Source organism: Olivibacter sp. SDN3 (assembly GCF_014334135.1).
Taxonomy (GTDB): domain Bacteria; phylum Bacteroidota; class Bacteroidia; order Sphingobacteriales; family Sphingobacteriaceae; genus Olivibacter.
This window is the reverse complement of the sequence record NZ_CP060497.1, coordinates 1327557-1346717: the sequence shown is the minus strand read 5'-3', so window position 1 is coordinate 1346717 and position 19161 is coordinate 1327557. Positions and strand designations below refer to the sequence as shown.

Below are 19161 nucleotides of genomic sequence, written 5' to 3'. Positions count from 1 at the left end.
AAGCACCCTTTTGGAGTGCTCCTAATATTTGTGCCCGGAGAGAGACTCGAACTCTCAAGGGACTCCTCCCAACGGCTTCTGAGACCGCAACGTTTACCAGTTTCGCCATCCGGGCGGGAAAGGCTTGAATGATCAGGGGCTGTGCCAAAGATATTGTTTTACAAATAAAAACTAAAAAATATTATTCTTCACATTGCAAAAAAGTTAATCCGGTATCTGGAACACCGCCATTCATGTATCGATTTGGCTAAATACAGGGAGATGATGTGCTCGGTCGACTGGGTAAATGCTTCTTCTTTTGTGGATAAGAACATGAAAAATGATTATTGAAAAATAATTCGTAAATTTGAAAACTTAAAAATCAAAAAGGATACATTAATGTAGGAGATAATTTCTTTCATAAAAATGGGTGGCGTAGCCGTACTAAGGTTCGCTTAATATTCACTTTAAAGAAGGAAATAATGCTTTTTCTACAGAATATCACATATATACATCCCAACAAGGATGTCTTATTTACAAACATTCATCTTAGCCTTAAGAAATATGATAAAGTAGCCCTGATCGGTGATAACGGAACAGGGAAATCCACTTTGTTAAAAATAATTGCCGATAAAGTCCAAGCGACGGATGGAACAGTTAAGGTGGAAGCAAACGCTTATTACGTGCCGCAGATTTTCGGGCAATGCAATCATTTGACGGTGGCGCAGGCACTACAGGTTGAAGATAAGCTAAGAGCGTTAAAGGAAATCCTCGATGGCCAAGCTACTGAAGCCAATTTTATGCTACTTAACGATGATTGGACCATTGAAGAACGTTGCCGGGAAGCGTTGGCATTATGGAAACTGGAGGGCCTTGACCTGACACAAAAACTGGAAAGCCTGAGTGGTGGACAGAAAACAAAAGTATTTCTTGCGGGTATTACTATTCATCAGCCTGAACTGGTGTTGTTGGACGAGCCAAGCAATCACCTGGATGCAGCGGGAAGAGCTCTTTTATATGAGTTTCTCCAATCTACTTCCTGCACGCTCATGGTGGTGAGTCACGATCGAATGTTGCTGAACTTACTTGAAACCGTCTATGAATTGAATAAATACGGTATAAGTACTTATGGGGGCAATTACGATTTTTATGCTGAACAGAAAGAGGTGGAAAGCAATGCTTTGAACCAAAACGTGAGAAGCAAAGAAAAGGCTTTGCGGAAGGCCAAAGAAAAAGAACGGGAGACGCTGGAACGACAGCAGAAACTAGATGCGCGAGGAAAGAGAAAACAGGAAAAGGCGGGTGTCGCACGGATCATGATGAATACCCTAAAAAATAGTGCAGAGAAGAGCACCTCGAAAATCAGAGGCATACATGCTGAAAAAATTGATGGGATTGCACATGAATTACGGGATTTGCGTGCCGGGCTACCCGATCTGGATAAAATGAAATTCGGTTTTGACTATGCTGAGCTGCACAGGGGCAAAGCATTATTTACGGCTAAGGATATCAACTTTACCTATGGAAATCAATGGATGTGGCCGGAGCACCTGCACTTTCGGATGACGAGCGGTGAACGTATCGTGCTGAAAGGAGCAAATGGATCTGGTAAAACCACGCTCATTAAGATCATCCTGGGAAGATTGGAACCGCAGATTGGGGAGGTGTATAGAGCGGAAAATAGATCGGTATATATTGATCAGGATTATTCCCTGATTGATAATACGCTCAAGATTTATGATCAGGCGCAGCAGTTTAATACTTCCGGACTACAGGAACATGAGCTGAAAATCAGGCTTAACCGTTTTCTTTTTCCGAAGGAAGATTGGGATAAATCGTGTGTGGCTTTAAGTGGTGGTGAAAAAATGCGTCTAATGCTATGCTGCCTTACAATAAGTGATCAAGCTCCAGACATGATCATACTGGATGAGCCTACCAATAACCTGGATATTCAGAACGTTGAGATTTTAACCACGGCAATTAATACCTACCAAGGGACACTGTTGGTGGTGTCGCACGACCAGACTTTCTTGGATGAAATTAGGGCTGAACGCGCGATTGAACTATAAAACGAGGGCTGACGGCTTATGGGGCGATATCAGGCGGAAGCCGATAAGAAAAATGTACGACTTCTTCTTCGTTTGTTGGTTTGGTGGAGCGATAGAAATCAATCGCATAGTCGTCTACTTTGTCAGCCTGAACAAACACTTCTTCAATACCTTGCTGCGCACAGTATAAGTTAATAAAGTTTATAAGCTTTTTGCCTATTCCTTGCCGTTGATAGCTTGGCAGCACTGCTAGGTCATAAAGATAAGCCAGTGGTTTTGTCGAGTAATACTGATCGAGTAAATATACCGTTAAACCGCCAATGATGTGATTATCTATTTCGGCTATTACAGCTATGAAATTATTTTTTTGCAGTAACTGTTCCAAGTGTTCATGGTTTGGTGTTACAAAGGGCTGCATGTCAAAAACCTGTTTAAAAAGGGTTATCAAGTCGGTCAGTTCTTGCACGTCTGTTGTGGATAAAACACGAATACTGATGTTCATTATTTTCCTATTTATTTGTCATATATGATGTTTTCCTGTCTTCTCAGGGCTAGCTCGGCAATCTTTTCCGAATGGCGGTCGCCCCAGCTTTGCAGTACCTCAATGATGGGTAAAACTGTTTTGCCGAATACCGTCAATTCATACTCTACTTTAAGCGGGTATTCTTGATACATTGTTTTAGATACTACGTCGTAATCGTGGAGTTCCTTCAATTGTTGTTTAATTACACGCAAGCTGGCCTGACCAATAGCTTTATGAATTTGGCTAGGTCGTTTTATCCCTTTATTAATACAATCAATAATACATGGCTTCCATTTTCCCCCGATTACTTTCATGGCTGCCGTCACGCCATATGTAAGATCCTGTGGTATTTTGTTTTCGTAGCTATACATTGCAATAGACCTATCATTTATGGTACGTTATACAAAGTTAAGAATTATTGGTCGGGTGCAGGTCCCTCACTAATGGTGATGAATTTATCACCGAGTGATTCTTTTACCCCCTATTCCCAAACTACTATTTTTAATGCAAATTGCCCTTGAGATCAATAGTAGTTAGTCATGAAGTATATTTTTCTTTTGGGGGCAATCCTTGCTGAAGTGGTAGGAGCTATTGCTACCCGACAGTCGTCGGGATTTACTAAGGTTTTACCGTCCATCGTTGCCGTATTGGGAGTGGTAGGAGCGTATTATTTATTGTCGTTGTCCCTGAAACAAGGGATGTTAATAGGTGTTGCCTACGGCATTTGGGCTGCGTTGGGCATTACCTTGCTGGCAGGTATAGGGGTATTCTTTTTTAAAGAAACGATAAGTCCTGTCCAAATCATAGGTATAGGACTTATTGTAGCTGGGGTATTGGCGCTCGAATTGGGAAAGGAAGGCGGAAGTGCTTAAAAATAGATCTGGTATTTCCTTTTGTGGTGGCAGATGAAAATGGAGGTTTTCATCTAAAATTTGTTTGAGTAAGCAGGATTCCTTATTCTTGGCTCTATTTTACCATGATATGAAGAAAAGCGATACAACAAGTATACTACAAACAAAACGGCATTTTGAAATCTTGGATGGGTTAAGAGGGATCGCTGCACTGGCAATCGTTCTGTTCCATTTTATGGAAATGGTTTATTCCGACTTCAATGAAAACTTCATTGGCCACGGCTTTTTGGCCGTTGACTTCTTTTTCTGTTTGTCGGGTTTTGTAATTGCCTATGCTTATGACGATCGTATAGGGAAGATGGGTGCAATAGAATTTTTCAAATCACGATTAATCCGATTGCATCCGCTTGTTGTGCTGGGATCGGTGCTGGGCTTGCTTACGTTTCTTTATGACCCCTTTGGTGGTCAGGCGGAAGTATACAGTGCAGGGAAGGTTTTTTTGATTTTTTTATGTTCGATTTTGCTTATCCCATTTCCGGTAATGGATGAACGCGCCTTTAATTTGTTCGGGCTTAATGCCCCTGCATGGTCATTGTTTTGGGAATATGTAGCCAATATCATATATGCTTTGATTTTATATAGAATTGGTCGCCAGGCCTTATTGATATTGACAATTATCATGGCTTTCGTGCTCTGTGCAGTCGCTTATCGGGCAGAATCTTTATTGGGAGGATGGGGGCGTGACAGCTTTCTAGATGGCGGCGCGCGTATAGCTTATTCTTTTTTAGCAGGTATGTTGATTTATCGCGCTAATTGGGTCATAAAAAGTAAACTGGGCTTCATTGGGCTAGCAGTCTTGCTTATCTTGGCTTTCCTGATGCCCTTTAGTGGCGGGTGGTTGGCAGAAACGGCGGTAGTACTTTTTTATTTCCCGTTATTGGTAGCCTTGGGAGCGGGCGCACAGCTACAGCAAGGTCTCCGGAAATTGTGTATTCTTTCCGGAAAAATTTCTTATCCGCTCTATATGACGCATTATGCAGTCATCTGGATGTTTCTTAACTATTATACGCTCAATGAGCCAGATACTCCGAAATTGGCAGCTATTATCGTTATTGGTACCTTTCTATTGTTGGTGGTTGCCTATCTCGCGATGGTACTTTACGATATTCCGCTGAGAAGATATTTAACAAACCGAAGAAAAAAAGACTAGCTGCTCATTCTTTTAAATCGATTATGCATAGTTGATACCGTAAATATGAACTGCTCCGTTTGGTATTATTTTTTATCCGTTTGACGTAGGTGTTGTTTCCAATAAATCGATACCTTTGCATGAATAGTTAATTAGAATGATTCTTAATAGATTGATTCTATTGACTGCTCTTGTATAAGATTAAATGTTTAGGAATGAAGGCAAAGACAATCAAGGCGGAGCTCAGCGTTAAGAAAAAGGAGTGGCTGACTCCGCATTACATACGTGTTACGTTGACTGGCGAGGATGTGCAATTGATAGCAAACACTACTGTTGGAGTAAATAACAAAATTTTGATACCACCAAAAGGTGTTGACAAGATTTATTTTCCAGAATTTGACTATGAGAAAGGCCAATGGATACCTTTACCAGAAGAAGTGCGACCTATTGTGCGTACGTATACCCATCGAGGAATAGATTTGGATACAAATGAAATATGGATTGATTTCGTAGCGCATGGGGAAGAAGGCCCGGCATCCGCGTGGGCTTTACATGCTACCGAGGGAGATGTATTAGGGGTGCTGATGCGTGATGGTAAAGCCGAATTATACCCAAATGCAGACTGGTACCTGTTGGCGGGCGATGCAACAGCTATTCCGGTACTTGGCGCTATTTTAGAATCGTTGCCGGCGAAAGCGAGGGTGGTATGCGTGATCGAAGTGCATGGTAAGGCCGATGAACAGCATCTGCAAACAGTAGCAGAAGTGGAACAGGTATGGTTACACAATGCAGAACCGCAAAAGGGAAGTGTTTTGGCAGATTTTGTTGCCGGTTTGAACTTACCTAGGGAGTCGCGATTTGCCTACATAGCAGCGGAGTTTGCGACGGTAAAAGCGATTAGAACCTATCTCCGAAAGCAGCGAAATTGGACACGGGAGGAGCTCTACGCTTATTCGTACTGGAAAGCAGGTGTCGCTGAGGAAAAATCGGCAGCCGATAGGCAACAGGAGAAAAATGCAATAACGTAGGATTTTAAAAAAGGGATACGGCTTCGTCGACCGTACCCCGCATTTGTGGTTATCACTCGTTACTACCAACCCTCGTTTTGTACCAAGTTAGGGTTACGCAAGGTTTCATCTTGTGTAATCGGAATAAGATACATAGCGCTTCTCCACAATCGATCCTCCACTTTAAAACGTTCGTAGCGGAAACCGCTAGATTTGGTATCATCAGGTATCGCCCGCATACCATAAATGGTGGGTTCGGTTTGCGAAGCAATTTTCCAGCGTCTTACATCCCAGAAACGATGGTTTTCAAAGGAAAGTTCAATACGTCTTTCGTTTCTTATCTTCTCACGCATAACCTCTTGGCTTAAACCATCGGAAATAGGGACTTGCCCCACCCGTTCACGGATGCGGTTGAGATATAGTAGGATGTCTGGGTTGCCTGGGTCATACTCATTTAGTGCTTCTATATAATTGAGATAGATCTCTGCCAGGCGAAACATAATAGCATCTACCCTTCGACCTTGACCTTGACCAATGGAAATGCTTTCATCGACTAATTTTTTGGAGTAATAGCCGGTACGGGTCCTGTCGGTTTGTGTGCTGAGCTCATCCAATCCACCAGTAAAGGTCTCAATCACACGATCTTTCCATGGCGCCCCATTATAGGAAATGTCGGTATAGAAACGAGGATCACGATTGGCATAGGGGTTGTCTTCATCGTACAATGGCGATTCATCATAAAGTAAACCGTCTTCCATCTCATAATCATCTACTAGGTTTTGTGTTGGAGCCCCGCCGGACCAACCACTGCTACCGTGTGGAAAAAAGTAGCGGTCCATGTCCTGGTTCCAAGCATTCATCCGTACAAAGATAACTTCTGTACTTTGCAAGGTGGTAGCTGTAAACATGGATTGCCGCGCCTCCAAAGTTGGCTCCAGACTATACTGGCCCATATCAATGATTTCTTTGGCTGCCGTCGCAGCTCGCTGCCATTTCTCAGGATCTGAAGCACGTTGATTGTCGGAGATATCTCCCTGAAAGCCCGTTTTTCCTGCCTCTGCCCAAAGCGGACTCGCTGAGAATAGTAGGATTTTAGATTTTAATGCCATAGCAGCCCCTTTAGTTATCCTTCCCAATTGGTTCGCTGGGTATGTATTGGGTACCCTTGCGATGGCTTCATCGCAGTCGGCAAGGATCTGATTGACACATTCATCGTAGGTGTTTCGAGGCCGATTAAGCGCTTCTTCATCTGCTTGATCGATTGTATTGGTAAAAATAATAACACCACCAAATTGTCTAACCAACTCAAACAATGCATAAGCACGTAAAAAATACACTTCACCAATTCTGTTTTCTAGATAGCCGGGGTTATTGGCATCATCAGGCGTGTTGTATTCCACAACTCCTTCTAAAATTAGATTGGCCATACGTACCGACTCGTAATATTCCCGCCAGGTATTTCCTATTGGGTTTTGATTGCTCGACCAAGAGCCGTTATTAAAACTGTAAGAAGCCATCCAGGTGGAGGCATCTTTGGATTCATCCGTGGCAGACGACATGTTATAGCCGCCCAGATAGTTATAGTTTGACCTTCTCAGCGTGCTGCCGTACAAGGCATTGACGGCTTGGTCTGTCATAGTAAAATTATTGAAAATGTCTTCATCCTGTCTTTGCGTGGTGGAAGCGCGGTCGAGGTAGTCCCCGCAAGAGGCTGTTAAAAATACCAAAAACAAGGTGTATATGTTATAGATCGGTTTCATCTTATCTATTGTTTGTGTGTTTAAAATCGAACATCTATTCCAAAATTCCATATCCGCTGAATGGGATACATGGCGCCGTTACCATCGCCGATTTCTGGATCTACCTGCCAGTCTTTCAGCTTATCCCAAGTAAACAGGTTCATACCATTGGCATAAATCCGGAAAAAAGAGAGATTTATTGCCTCAACAATATTTCGAGGCAAGCGATAACCGATTTCGAAGTTTTTTAGGCGTAAATAATCGGCGCTTCTTACCCAGAACGAACTGGCCCTGTGATTGTTCCCATTGACGGAAGAGTGCAAGCTAGGATAAGTCGCTGTGGCTGCGGTTTCTGGTGTCCATCTATTAAGGTGGAAGGGTTTGACCTTTCCTCCCTGAAAGAATTCATAAACGGCTTCATTTTCTAGCATGACGTCGGCACCGGTTGCGCCCTGAAAAAGTACGCTAACATCAAAATTCTTGTAAGCAAGCTCTATCGCTGTTCCGAACATATACTCCGGAGTACGCGGTCGGCCGATAACGGTTTCGTCAAATCCGGGTTGTATATAGTCATATTCGTCGCCGGTTAATTTAACATAGCGGATATCGCCAGGACCGTAGTCGGAGAAGTTCTGATAGGGATGAGCGTCTACTGCCGCTTGATTTTCGAAGAAGCCATCGGCGATTAAACCGAATTTGGTGTCGATAGGGGTGCCGGTACGACGCATCCAGGGATAAGCCCGTGCCACTTCATCAAAGAATACTCGATTGTTGCGGGCGAAAGTGATATTAGGACGTACGGTATAAGAAAAGTCACCCAATTGCTGCCTAGCTATTACTTCTAATTCGAAACCGTGGTTATCTACGATACCAAGATTCTGAGGTTTAATGTTCTGCCCGAAGACATCACTCAAACTGTTTCGTGTGATTAAAATATTGCTTCTTCTCTCTTTAAACACATCTAAGGTGAAGGATAGGATGTCCCTGAATAGACTGGCTTCCAGTCCGACATTGAATTGGCGTCCCCGTTCCCAGGTAACACCCGGATTACCTACAGCCTCCTGTTGCCAACCCGCTGCACGGGAAGCTCCGGTGCCGAAGAAGTATTGGTTCTGGTGATCACTGGGATTTTCTCGCCAGGAGGTGAACCATAAAAATCGATCACCACCCGAACGGTCGTTCCCAACTTCTCCGTAGGAGGTGCGCAATTTTAGAAAGTTTATAAACGCCACATCTTTTAGAAAGGATTCCTCAGAGAGTACCCATCCTGCCGAGATGGACGGAAATAGCCCATAGCGACTGCCGGGAGGGAAGTTCTCAGAGCCTTGGTAAGAAGCGCTTATTTCTAAGAGGTAACGTTGTTTGTAATCGTATGTTCCCCGGAACAGGCTGGATTCGTAGGCAAACGGAATTTCTGAGTTGTTGTTTTGCAGACGCCGATTAACCAAGGCCATGGCCGATACATTATGATTGCCAAAGGTACCGTTCCAATTGAGGGAGGCCTCGAGGTAGGTGTTGCGGTTGAGTCCGCCTCCATTGAAGCTCCCATCAGGGTTAATTTGTGTATCGTCCCTAAACTTTCGGTAACCCGTTAACTCTCCGCCATTATTGTAAAGCGGCTCGAACACAGCGTAATCCCTGGTATAGGAAGCGCTTGGATTGTTGGTTTGATCATAGGCCATAAGTATTTGGCCGGAAAGGTTTTTAGTGATGAAATCTAACTTTCGCTTGAGCGAGAATGTCCCCTGTGTTGTATTGTTGAAAAAATTACGATAGCCCTTACGGGAAAGCTCCCCATGTAGGTTCTGTGTAAAAGTTCCATTTCCCCAAAGACTGCCATCTTCATTGAATAACGGGAAAATGGGAGGCATCCGATTGGCCAGATTCATAATACTCGAGGCGGAGTTGTTGCCGTCTCGGCGTTGGGTGATAATGCCGGCCAAATCTACACGTGCCGACAGCGTTTTGGTAATATCTACATCTACATTTGCCCGGAGGTTGTAACGGTTCATGAGGTTATTTCCATCGAAACCCTGTTCGTTATCGGAGGTATGACGGTAGTTCCCTTCTGCCCGGTTATATCCTGCGGAGATAAAATAGCGGGCAATATCTGTTCCTCCACTCACATTGAGATTCCCCTGTGTTACATTAGATGGGCGCATCATATACGCATAATGATCAATATTGGGTAGTGTTCCATTACGATAACCTTCCAGCTCTTCATCAGAAAAGGCAATCTGCCCACCATCATTTGTGATCGCTTCGTTATATAAACGGGCATAATCGTAAGAACCTAAGTATTCGGGTATACGGGTGGCCTCTTGGAAACCGGTAGACGCTCTAAAACTTACTTCGGGCTTGCCGGCTTTTCCGCGCTTGGTGGTAACTAATACGGCACCGTTAGCGCCCCGCATTCCCAGAACGGCTGTAGCAGCGGCGTCTTTGAGAATGGTTACACTTTCGACATCGTTTGGGTCGAGGTAATCCATGCTACGTTCTACGCCATCTACCATAATAATCGGATTGGCATTATTGATGGTGCTTACGCCCCTGACGTATAGTGAAGCGGCATCTACACCCGGTTCACCACTGCGTTGGGTGGTGATCAATCCAGGTAATCTACCTGCCAGAGCATTGGTTAAATTGGATACCGGGCTTTGTACTAATTCTTTTGTAGGGATAGATGCAACAGAACCGGTAACAGTAGCCTTTTTCTGCGACCCGTAGGCCAACACAACTACCTCGTCTAGGCTAGAAGCATCTACCGTCATTGTGACGTTAAGTGTTTCGCGCGATCGTATAAGCGTGTCTAAGGGAGTATAGCCTACATATGAGAATGATAATGTGCCGTTGGCCGCCTGCTCTTTACTGAGTAACAAGCTGAAGTTGCCGTCGACATTGGAGGTAGTCCCGATGTTGGTTCCCTTTAAAATGACACTCACCCCGGGGAGTACCTCCTGCGTTTCGGCATCTTTGATAGTGCCTGATACCGTGAATTCCTGCCGTTTGGCGGCGGGCTTGTCTGGGTTGAGGACAATAAAATTACCTTTGATAGTCCACGTAAAATTTTGCTTGGCCAAAACACTGGACAATACATTTTCTACGGTTTCCTGGTTGAAATCGACTTTGATTTTTTCTGCTTCATTAAGCGCCTCATTGCTGTAAAAGACCGTCAGGCCCGTTTGTTTCTTTATCGCTTTGAAAAGGTCAACGAGCTGTACATTGTTTCCGCTGAACGTTACCCGGCTGTTGCCGCCCTGATCGGCGTAGCATAGCGCATGAAGGGTCAAAAGAAACCAGCTTGTTAGTAGGATCTTGGGCTTAAGGAGAATTTTTCTTTTTCGCATACCTGAAACTTCATTTGGTTTTATAATTTGTTTCTGGGTATGACCGTATTTTATAAAGAAATGGGTGAACGCAAAATGAAAATTGTGTGAATAAAAATTACTATTGGCTTAATATCAGTGTTTTACCTTCTGTTTTTGTTTTTATTTTCATTGATTGCTCCAAAAAAAACAGTGTATTTTCCAGGGGTTCCTGTTTTATAATGGCTCCAGAAAGGCGAGCCTGCTTTAAATGCTCTTGTTGGATGATGACTTCAATATCGTACCAACGTTCCATTGCTCGGGCAACTACACTTAAGGGTTGTTTGTGAAAATGGAAGACTCCTGATACCCATGAGAATTCTTCATCGAAATCAAATTTGCTCAGCGTAGGTTTGTCGCCGGCTATAGTGAGCTTATAACCGGGCCTTAATAAACGCTTTTGGCTGGCAGCGGATACGCGCACGCTCCCTTCCCGAAGCGAGGTCTCAAATGCTTCCTGTTTATAGGCCTTTACGCTGAAGGCTGTTCCCAGTACCTCTACCTGTCCAGATGCGGTTATCACGTTGAAGGGGCGTCGGGCATCTTTCGCAACTTCAAAATAAGCTTCGCCTTCTAAAAAGATCTCCCGCTTGTTCGTGTCAAAGGTTGTTGGAAACCTGATTTTACTAGTCGAGTTCAGGGTTACTTTGGTGCCATCGGCCAAGGTGAGCTGATAATCTTTAGAGGGGGGAACCAACAGTATGTGCCATCTGGCAGTAGCATCTCTGCCTTCAACCCTTAAATTATTTTTGGAAGCAACCAGGTGTTCTCCCAAGCGCTTCCCGGCCTCTTCGTTTTCTAGATTGATCGTTTGCGCTTCTGCAGTAAGTAGCTGAACAGAATCTACTACAGGAAACTCATCAAATAAGGAGGCAACTGACGGGGCATCGCTTGAGGACGGGCGAGACAATAAAAAGAATACACCTAATAGAAAGGTTGCAGCGGCTCCGCTTATCCATATCCAGTAAGGACGCCTTCTCGTATGACGGCCCGGTGATAATGGCTCGGGGGTCTTGTCTTCTAATCGAGGAAGAACCTTGTTCCATGCGATGTTTTCGTCGATTTTATCGCTAGAAAACTGTTGCTGCATACTTCGCCAAAGACGCTTGATTTCTTCAGAAGATGAGATTAAGTGCATAAGATATTGGTCGTCGGTCTCTGTAATGGAACCGGCGAGTTTCTCGATCATGAGCAGCCTTATGGTATCAATATCTTGTGGCATTATATTATTGACCCTAAAATCTATCGATAGGGTGAATGCTATGTTATTTTATATGAATCATTTTCTGTTGGAGAGACTTTATCGCGAGCTTCAGATGCGTTTTTATGGAATTAATTGATATCCCCATTTCATTTGCAGCTTCCTGATATTTTTTCTTCTCAAAATACACCAGTTTGAAGGCCGTTAGACGTTGCATGGGCAGGTCCTTCAAAACGTTTTCTATCTGCACTTGTGTCTCTCTTGCTTCTAAGGTATCGTTTTCTATAGGTTTTTCCAAAGATGCAAAATATTGAAGCATTTTTCGTTCATGAACCTTCTTTTTCTCTAGTACATGTAAGCATTCATTTCGCACTGCACGTTGCAAATATGCTTTAATAGAAGAATTAACAAAAGTGAAGATGTTTTTTTGCCACATTTTTACAAAAAGATTTTGCACAAGATCTTCTGCTTCCATCTCTTCGTTCAAAAGGAATCTTGCCTGAAGAACCAATGGTTTATAATACTTTTTGAACAACTGCTCATAGGCCAAGATAGACCCTTCCTGGATTTGCTGAAGCAATAGGGTATCTTCCTGTTCCATGTTTCTTGCTATTTATAAATCCTTAAAATAAACATATAAAACCTTTTAGCAAAATTTATAGAACGGTATGCCGCCTGAAATTTATTAAAATCCATTAAAATAATAGCACCTTAGGTCGATCAATCTTCCGAATGTATACCTCATAATTTAGGGCGCCATAACGCTATTTATAAACTTTGGTTAAACAAGGATAAGAAAATTTTTCTGGTAGACCAAATTAAAAAAGCCATCGTATTCTGACGGTGTTTTATCTATTAAAACACTTATAATAGATCTAAAATGCTGCGCCTACGCAAGTGAATGGTGTCTTTTCCGTAGGGTATCTTTTCCCAATAACACTTTCCGGACGTAAATATCCTGATTTATCCCTAGGAGGTTTCTATAGCTACTTCGCCATCTAAAAAGAGTGTTTATTGACATATAGAGGCGTGATGAAAGTTCTTATCATAATCACTTCTTACTTTTCGAAAAAAATTTATTCACAGATTCGGCTTCTAATAATAAGATCTAGCGCGCATTACCTTGGATGTTAAATTGATTGTATAGTCTTCAAAATGCAGGTCTCCTTAACGGTCACTGTGTAGACTTACAATAGAAAAAGTTTGAATTGAGCTGTTGTTTCATGAAATGATAATAATGTTAATTAAGGAATTTATGAATAGCAAAATAATATAGTAATAATCAGAAAATATTAATGTACGTTAGTAATTCACCTTAACACAATAAGAATAGAAGAAAGGTCTTTTCTATGTAAAAAATGATTCAATTAAAACCATATTAAAATTAAAATGTATCATTTTTGTAACGGTTAGCGTCTATAGCTTACGCATTTGATCAGCCCCCAGTAAAATGTGGCTGACGATTGGTTGATTGAAAGCATATGGAAAAACTTATAAAACCTACTTTTAGAAAAACCTCCGAGGACGATTTTTTCAAAAAGATGCAAAGGGAGGTGCATGAAAATATCTTGAAGAACCCAATGATCCAAACGGCTAATATTGTAAAATCAATTGGATTGTTGGCGGGCTATATTGCTGCCTATATAGGGATTTTGGTTTACGGAAATGCTATTTCCCTGCTATTCTTCTTTTATATTTTGGCAGGATTATTTATGATCGTACTTTTTATAAACGCATTTCATGATGCTGCACATAACGCTGTCTTTAGAAACCCGAAATATAACAAGTGGTTTACTTATGTACTGGAGCTTTTTGGTAGTAACAGCTTTATCTGGAAGAAAAGGCACTTGGTGTTACATCATCCCTATGCCAATATACAAAATTGGGATATCGACATTAAGCAGAGCGATCTAGTTCGGATTTTCCCTTCGAGTAGATTTTTTAATTACCACCAGTACCAACATATTTATATGTGGCTTTTATACCCTTGTTATACATTGAACTGGTTGTTTATTAGAGATTTCAAGGATTTTTTTGGATCGAAAGATAATTACCTCAAGCGTGTGGTAAAAATCCCGAAGGTGGAGTATGTAAAGCTGTTTGCCTGCAAATTATTTAATCTTTTTTATATGCTCATCGTTCCGATGATAGTGCTGGCACAACCGTGGCATATCATTTTGGTGGCTTGGATTACGATGCATCTCTGTGGGAGCGTCTTAGGTGTGGTCGCCTTATTATCTACACATGTAGACGAACACGCGCACTTCCCCATGGCTCCAGAAGATGGAAAAATGCAAACAACCTGGGCTGAGCACCAGATGAGTGTGACAAAAGATTTCAGCGCGGATAGTAAACTAGCTAATTTTTTATTTGGAGGGTTTACCCATCATGTGGCTCACCACTTATTCCCGGGTGTAGCGCATACCTACTACCCCTATATAACCAAAGTAATCAGACGTTATGCCAAAGAACATAATCTACCTTATACGTGTTATCCTTTTTGGAAAGCGGTTAGCTCGCACTTCCGTTTGTTACGGAAAAATGGGCGTAAAGAGAATTTATTTAAAACCGGAGAGCTTTAAAACAATTGTTATTAGGGGGATTAAAAAAATACAAAAAAGGATTGTTTATAATGAAATTAGTATTAACTGTATTGCTGGTTGTGCCATTATTGGCCTGTAACAATCAGCAAGAGCAAGATAATAAGGAGGAGGACACTATCGGCAGCATAGAAAGACTACATACAGACATAGACAAGCTAATAGAGCTAAATGCTCAATTGGAGGTCCTCGCCGAGGGCTTTGCTTGGTGTGAAGGCCCCGTATGGGTCGACGAGCATAATATGCTGCTTTTCTCTGATGTACCCAATAATGTGGTGTATAAGTGGACGGCACAAAACGGTCTGGAGGAGTACCTCAAGCCTTCTGGTTATACCGGGGATGTACCTCGTGGCGGTGAAATGGGATCTAATGGCCTGATCTTAGACTTAAATGATAACCTTATTCTTTGCCAGCATGGCAACAGAAGTTTAGCAAGAATGGATGCCTTGATTACACACCCACAACCAAAATTTATTGCATTGGCTGATACGTTTGACAATAAACGTTTCAATAGTCCTAACGATGTGGTGCAGCGGAGTAATGGCGATTTCTTTTTTACGGACCCTCCATATGGATTGAATGATCAGGATATTTACAAGCAAGAACTGGCGGTAAATGGCGTTTATAAGTTAGATACCGCAGGCAATTTAACCTTGATTATCGATAGCTTATCGCGGCCAAACGGACTGGCTTTTACGCCAGACGAACAAAAGCTTATTGTCGGTAACTCAGATAATGCAAAACCTATGCTGTTTGCTTATGACATCACTGCCGATGATTCAGTAAAAGCCGCTGGTGTTGTTTTTGATTTTAGCGAACACGGGGGCGGACCTGATGGATTGAAGATAGATGAAGAAGGAAATATTTTTTCCAGCGGACCGGGCGGAATATGGGTTTTTAATAAGTCGTATGAGCCCATCGGGCAGATAAAAATTCCACAAGCTGTATCTAATTGTGCGTTATCTGCGGACGGAAAAACCATTTATATAACAGCAAGCCACCAGGTATTACGATTAAAAATGAGGTAAAATACGTGAGCTATCTTATCTTTGCCCTAAACTTTACGAATGGACTGGAAAAAACTACTTTCTGCAAAACGTTGGGGATATGAACATCGCGAGATAAAAAATGAAGATATGGCGAGATCAGAATTCCAGAGGGATTATGATCGTTTGATATTCTCTTCTCCTTTTAGACGTTTACAGAACAAAACACAGGTTTTTCCATTGCCAGGAAGTGTTTTTGTGCATAATAGGCTTACTCATAGTTTAGAAGTGGCCAGTGTAGGTAGGTCGCTCGGCCGTATCTTTTACACGAAATACAAAGAAGATTATCCGGAAGTTGATAGGGAGTTTCCTTATTTACAAGAGATAGGAAACATCGTTTCCAGCGCCTGTCTAGCGCATGACCTGGGAAATCCCGCCTTTGGACATTCAGGGGAAGCAGCAATTTCGTTTTATTTTTCTAATGGAGATGGCCTAAGGTACCAAAATGAGGTAAGCGAGCAGGAATGGCATGATCTGTTACATTTCGAAGGGAATGCCAATGCTCTTCGTATACTTACTCACCAATTTAATGGGAAGGAGAGTGGTGGTTTTGGGCTCACTTACAGTACGTTGGCAGCCATTGTAAAATACCCGTGTGCAGCAATCGATGGCAATAAAAAGGGCCTCGGGTTACATAGAAAAAAGTATGGTTATTTTCAGCCTGAAAAGACTTCCTTTGTAAAAGTTGCCGAGGCATTGGGTATGATGAATGATGCCGATCTTCCCGATGTTTATAAAAGACACCCACTGGTCTACCTGGTGGAAGCTGCCGATGATATCTGTTATAATATTATTGACATAGAGGATGCGCACCGCTTGAGCATTCTTTCTTACCAAGAGGTAGAGGAATTGCTGATTCCACTGACGCAAGATACACAAATCGAGAAACGGCTTGAGGCCATTAGAGATTTAGATAGTAAAGTGAGTTTGCTGCGGGCGAAAGCGATCAGTACATTGATCCAGCAGTGTTCAACTGTTTTCTTTGAGAAAGAAAAGGTTATCCTGAACGGTAAATTTGAGTCGTCTCTGATTGATCATATTAATCCGCAATTGAGGGAAGTCATGGAGCGGATCGAAAAAATATCGATAGCGAAAATATATAATGCCCAGAGTGTGGTACAAATAGAGGTTGCCGGTTATAAGGTAATGAGCGGTTTACTGGAAGAGTTTGTTCCAGCTTATATCCATAATACATCAGCTTACGACAAAAAGTTGGTTGCGCTCATTCCCAATCAGTATAAATATCCGGAAAATACCACTTATGATAAAATTCGGTCAGTATTGGATTTTGTTTCAAGTATGACTGATTTATATGCCGTTGAACTTTTTAGAAAGATAAAGGGAATTTCTTTTCCTTCTCTGGATTAAATTTACTGGATTTTTAGGTTTTGCTTATTTTCACGGATGACTGTTTTTGTTTCTAGTGTAAAAATGTTAGCTTTATAAAAAAGACAGTGTTATGCGTCGCGAATTGCTCCACTTTTCTATGGTGATTGAAAGTCGGTTTATGACAGAAAAGACCAAGGAAAAAGGTTTTTGGCTTTCACTAAAAGCGTACTTCAACAAGAAGGCTGCTTATCTTAAGTGACCTCCCGATCATATGATGTAAAATTGTAGCTAAAAGTGTAATTTTGCATCCACATGAGAAGAAAAATTCCACAAGAGAAAAGGCTGATAGAAAATATTGAAATAATTGATATTGCCGAAGAAGGAAAAGGTGTTGGGAAAACTGACGATTTAGTGTTATTTATTGAGAAGGCTGTCCCGGGAGATGTGGTAGATGTGGAGTTGATTCGTAAGAGAAAAAACTTTGCAGAGGCTAGAATCACCAAAGTCAAAAAGCCTTCCAAGTATAGAATCGATGCTTTTTGTAACCATTTTGGCACTTGTGGAGGATGCAAGTGGCAACATATGGACTATGGAGCACAGCTGCATTACAAACAGCAAAGTGTAGCTAATGCCCTTTCTAGGATAGGTAAGATAGATACCGCTACCATGGAAAGTATTCTTCCCTCTGAAAAAACAAGTTATTATCGGAATAAATTAGAATATACCTTTTCTAATAAGCGTTGGCTAACAGCTGAAGATGTTGCCAGAGGTCAAGAGCATGAGATGAATGCTTTAGGTTTTCATGTTCCCTTACGCTTTGATAAGATATTGGCTATTGATCGTTGCTATTTGCAGCAAGACCCTTCCAACGTTATAAGGAATGAGCTAGCGGCATTCACCTTAGATAATCAAATCAGTTACTATGATCTTCGAAGCCACGAAGGAGCGTTACGCAATTTAATAATCAGAACCGCTACTACCGGAGATTTAATGGTAGTGGTGGTTTTCGCATATCCGACTGATGACCAGGTCAAACTAGTAATGGAATTTCTTAAACAGCGTTTCCCGGAAATCAGTTCTTTACTTTACATTATTAACCAGAAAAAGAACGATACCATTTTTGATCAGGAAATAGTGGTGTACGCAGGCAAAGATCATATCTTCGAAGAGATGGAGGTGGATGAACTTGGAGGGCAGCGCTTAAAATTTAAAATAGGGGCCAAATCCTTTTACCAAACCAATTCAGAACAGGCCTATGAATTGTATAAAATCACCCGGGAATTCGCAGGTTTTAAGGGAGATGAACTGGTTTACGATTTGTATACCGGTACGGGAACGATTGCCAACTTTGTGGCGAAGCAGGTGAAGTTGGTTATAGGGATTGAATATGTACCTTCGGCTATTGAAGATGCCAAAATCAACGCACAGCTTAATGGGATAACGAACGCTCAGTTCTTTGCAGGCGATATGAAAGACGTGCTGGTGTCCGCTTTTGTTGAAAAGCATGGTAAGCCTAATGTCGTGATAACTGACCCTCCCAGGGCGGGGATGCATCCCGATGTGGTGGAGAGATTACTGGATTTGGAAGCACCAAAAATTGTTTATGTGAGTTGTAATGCCGCCACACAGGCGCGCGATCTTGCACTGTTGACAGAAAAATACGAGGTAAAACGGATAAAACCAGTAGATATGTTTCCGCATACACAACACGTAGAGAATGTGGTATTGTTGGAGCTGAAATAACTAATCAAAGAATGGATTTAGAAGAATTATTGTCGGCGCAAGCTGGAGATGACGGGCAGCAGCCGAAAAAGGAAAGCCCTTTAAAAAGCTTAAAGAAGGATTTAGACTTTTATAAAGAATCAATTAAAGAAGTTTCCATTGAGATTATGGCCGAAGGCCTATCACAATACCCCATATTTATAGCTCATCAGCACCAGGTTAACTTGGGCGAGCTTATTCTGGATAGGAATGAGCTGGGTACACAGTGGACCGTCCAGGCATCCACGCTTGAGGAATTTGTAGAGCGTGGGGTCATTCTTAAAAATAAAAAGGAACAATTCATTAAGAATTACAAAAAAGCTGAAGATTTTATGTGCCTCTTTGTAGTTGTTCCAGAGGGAGCAAATTTTGTTTTTTACCCGTATAAATAATATTACTTCACTTTTGTTGTGGAAATAGCCGAACAACGGTTTTTCTGACTGGGCTTTTCACCGGGACATATTGCTGTCTTTCGGGATTTAGCTGGTTCCGACTGCTCTCTAGCCCCCCTTGCTAGCCCCTC

The 19161-nt window shown here is 42.1% G+C and carries 15 protein-coding genes and 1 tRNA gene; 9 read left to right on the top strand and 7 right to left on the bottom strand.

The annotated features are described in order from the left end of the window. Positions 1-31: 31 nt before the first annotated feature. Positions 32-115 (bottom strand) — tRNA-Leu (locus tag H8S90_RS05350). A 346-nt stretch (positions 116-461) separates the two neighbouring features. Between H8S90_RS05350 and H8S90_RS05345 the strand changes: the two genes are divergently transcribed. Next, a complete protein-coding gene (locus H8S90_RS05345) occupies positions 462-2048 on the top strand; it encodes an ABC-F family ATP-binding cassette domain-containing protein (protein WP_187341552.1) in 1587 nt (528 codons plus the stop codon). Between the two features lie 16 nt (positions 2049-2064). On the opposite strand, the gene H8S90_RS05340 is transcribed toward H8S90_RS05345, so the two are convergent. Beyond that, positions 2065-2529, bottom strand: coding sequence for a GNAT family N-acetyltransferase (locus H8S90_RS05340; RefSeq protein WP_187341551.1), 465 nt, complete (start codon positions 2527-2529; stop codon positions 2065-2067). Positions 2530-2540: 11 nt separating this feature from the next. Next, positions 2541-2921, bottom strand: a complete 381-nt coding sequence (locus tag H8S90_RS05335; RefSeq protein WP_187341550.1) for a helix-turn-helix domain-containing protein — start codon at positions 2919-2921, stop codon at positions 2541-2543. Between the two features lie 168 nt (positions 2922-3089). Between H8S90_RS05335 and H8S90_RS05330 the strand changes: the two genes are divergently transcribed. From H8S90_RS05330 to H8S90_RS05320, 3 genes are all read left to right on the top strand, one after another. After that, on the top strand, positions 3090-3422 hold the full coding sequence (locus H8S90_RS05330; RefSeq protein WP_187341549.1) for a multidrug efflux SMR transporter: 333 nt from the start codon (positions 3090-3092) through the stop codon (positions 3420-3422). Between the two features lie 109 nt (positions 3423-3531). Then, the gene (locus H8S90_RS05325; RefSeq protein ID WP_187341548.1) at positions 3532-4611 is read left to right on the top strand and encodes an acyltransferase; all 1080 of its coding nucleotides are present in this window, start codon (positions 3532-3534) and stop codon (positions 4609-4611) included. Positions 4612-4805: 194 nt separating this feature from the next. Beyond that, positions 4806-5618 carry a siderophore-interacting protein gene (locus tag H8S90_RS05320; protein ID WP_187341547.1) on the top strand — a complete coding sequence of 271 codons (813 nt, stop codon included), beginning with the start codon at positions 4806-4808 and terminating at the stop codon, positions 5616-5618. 62 nt (positions 5619-5680) lie between these two features. Here the strand turns inward: H8S90_RS05320 and H8S90_RS05315 are convergent, their stop codons facing one another. The 4 genes from H8S90_RS05315 to H8S90_RS05300 form a co-directional block, all read right to left on the bottom strand. Continuing rightward, positions 5681-7357 (bottom strand): RagB/SusD family nutrient uptake outer membrane protein, encoded by a 1677-nt coding sequence (locus H8S90_RS05315; protein WP_187341546.1) that lies wholly within the window; start codon positions 7355-7357, stop codon positions 5681-5683. A gap of 20 nt (positions 7358-7377) precedes the next feature. Continuing rightward, entirely contained in the window at positions 7378-10683 is a 3306-nt protein-coding gene (locus tag H8S90_RS05310; RefSeq protein ID WP_187341545.1) for a TonB-dependent receptor, read from the bottom strand. A 100-nt stretch (positions 10684-10783) separates the two neighbouring features. Further along, entirely contained in the window at positions 10784-11923 is a 1140-nt protein-coding gene (locus H8S90_RS05305) for a FecR domain-containing protein (protein ID WP_187341544.1), read from the bottom strand. A 43-nt stretch (positions 11924-11966) separates the two neighbouring features. Beyond that, a complete protein-coding gene (locus tag H8S90_RS05300) occupies positions 11967-12503 on the bottom strand; it encodes an RNA polymerase sigma factor (protein ID WP_187341543.1) in 537 nt (178 codons plus the stop codon). Between the two features lie 880 nt (positions 12504-13383). Between H8S90_RS05300 and H8S90_RS05295 the strand changes: the two genes are divergently transcribed. The 5 genes from H8S90_RS05295 to H8S90_RS05275 all read left to right on the top strand — a co-directional run bounded on the left by H8S90_RS05295 (position 13384) and on the right by H8S90_RS05275 (position 19030). After that, complete coding sequence (locus H8S90_RS05295; protein WP_187341542.1) at positions 13384-14484, top strand: fatty acid desaturase; 1101 nt, start codon at positions 13384-13386, stop codon at positions 14482-14484. Between the two features lie 50 nt (positions 14485-14534). After that, complete coding sequence (locus tag H8S90_RS05290) at positions 14535-15530, top strand: SMP-30/gluconolactonase/LRE family protein (protein WP_187341541.1); 996 nt, start codon at positions 14535-14537, stop codon at positions 15528-15530. Between the two features lie 39 nt (positions 15531-15569). Next, positions 15570-16916 (top strand): deoxyguanosinetriphosphate triphosphohydrolase, encoded by a 1347-nt coding sequence (locus tag H8S90_RS05285; protein ID WP_187341540.1) that lies wholly within the window; start codon positions 15570-15572, stop codon positions 16914-16916. Positions 16917-17189: 273 nt separating this feature from the next. Continuing rightward, positions 17190-18620: a 23S rRNA (uracil(1939)-C(5))-methyltransferase RlmD gene (rlmD, locus tag H8S90_RS05280; RefSeq protein ID WP_187341539.1), complete on the top strand. Its 1431-nt coding sequence runs from the start codon at positions 17190-17192 to the stop codon at positions 18618-18620. An 11-nt stretch (positions 18621-18631) separates the two neighbouring features. Then, the gene (locus H8S90_RS05275; protein ID WP_187341538.1) at positions 18632-19030 is read left to right on the top strand and encodes a hypothetical protein; all 399 of its coding nucleotides are present in this window, start codon (positions 18632-18634) and stop codon (positions 19028-19030) included. Positions 19031-19161: the final 131 nt, after the last annotated feature.

What these genes read in the sequence shown, in the direction of transcription:
- H8S90_RS05345 (WP_187341552.1), top strand. Translation starts at nt 462, where the DNA reads ATGCTTTTTCTACAGAATATCACATATATACATCCCAACAAGGATGTC.
- H8S90_RS05340 (WP_187341551.1), bottom strand. Translation starts at nt 2,529, where the DNA reads ATGAACATCAGTATTCGTGTTTTATCCACAACAGACGTGCAAGAACTG.
- H8S90_RS05335 (WP_187341550.1), bottom strand. Translation starts at nt 2,921, where the DNA reads ATGTATAGCTACGAAAACAAAATACCACAGGATCTTACATATGGCGTG.
- H8S90_RS05330 (WP_187341549.1), top strand. Translation starts at nt 3,090, where the DNA reads ATGAAGTATATTTTTCTTTTGGGGGCAATCCTTGCTGAAGTGGTAGGA.
- H8S90_RS05325 (WP_187341548.1), top strand. Translation starts at nt 3,532, where the DNA reads ATGAAGAAAAGCGATACAACAAGTATACTACAAACAAAACGGCATTTT.
- H8S90_RS05320 (WP_187341547.1), top strand. Translation starts at nt 4,806, where the DNA reads ATGAAGGCAAAGACAATCAAGGCGGAGCTCAGCGTTAAGAAAAAGGAG.
- H8S90_RS05315 (WP_187341546.1), bottom strand. Translation starts at nt 7,357, where the DNA reads ATGAAACCGATCTATAACATATACACCTTGTTTTTGGTATTTTTAACA.
- H8S90_RS05310 (WP_187341545.1), bottom strand. Translation starts at nt 10,683, where the DNA reads ATGCGAAAAAGAAAAATTCTCCTTAAGCCCAAGATCCTACTAACAAGC.
- H8S90_RS05305 (WP_187341544.1), bottom strand. Translation starts at nt 11,923, where the DNA reads ATGCCACAAGATATTGATACCATAAGGCTGCTCATGATCGAGAAACTC.
- H8S90_RS05300 (WP_187341543.1), bottom strand. Translation starts at nt 12,503, where the DNA reads ATGGAACAGGAAGATACCCTATTGCTTCAGCAAATCCAGGAAGGGTCT.
- H8S90_RS05295 (WP_187341542.1), top strand. Translation starts at nt 13,384, where the DNA reads ATGGAAAAACTTATAAAACCTACTTTTAGAAAAACCTCCGAGGACGAT.
- H8S90_RS05290 (WP_187341541.1), top strand. Translation starts at nt 14,535, where the DNA reads ATGAAATTAGTATTAACTGTATTGCTGGTTGTGCCATTATTGGCCTGT.
- H8S90_RS05285 (WP_187341540.1), top strand. Translation starts at nt 15,570, where the DNA reads ATGGACTGGAAAAAACTACTTTCTGCAAAACGTTGGGGATATGAACAT.
- rlmD (WP_187341539.1), top strand. Translation starts at nt 17,190, where the DNA reads ATGAGAAGAAAAATTCCACAAGAGAAAAGGCTGATAGAAAATATTGAA.
- H8S90_RS05275 (WP_187341538.1), top strand. Translation starts at nt 18,632, where the DNA reads ATGGATTTAGAAGAATTATTGTCGGCGCAAGCTGGAGATGACGGGCAG.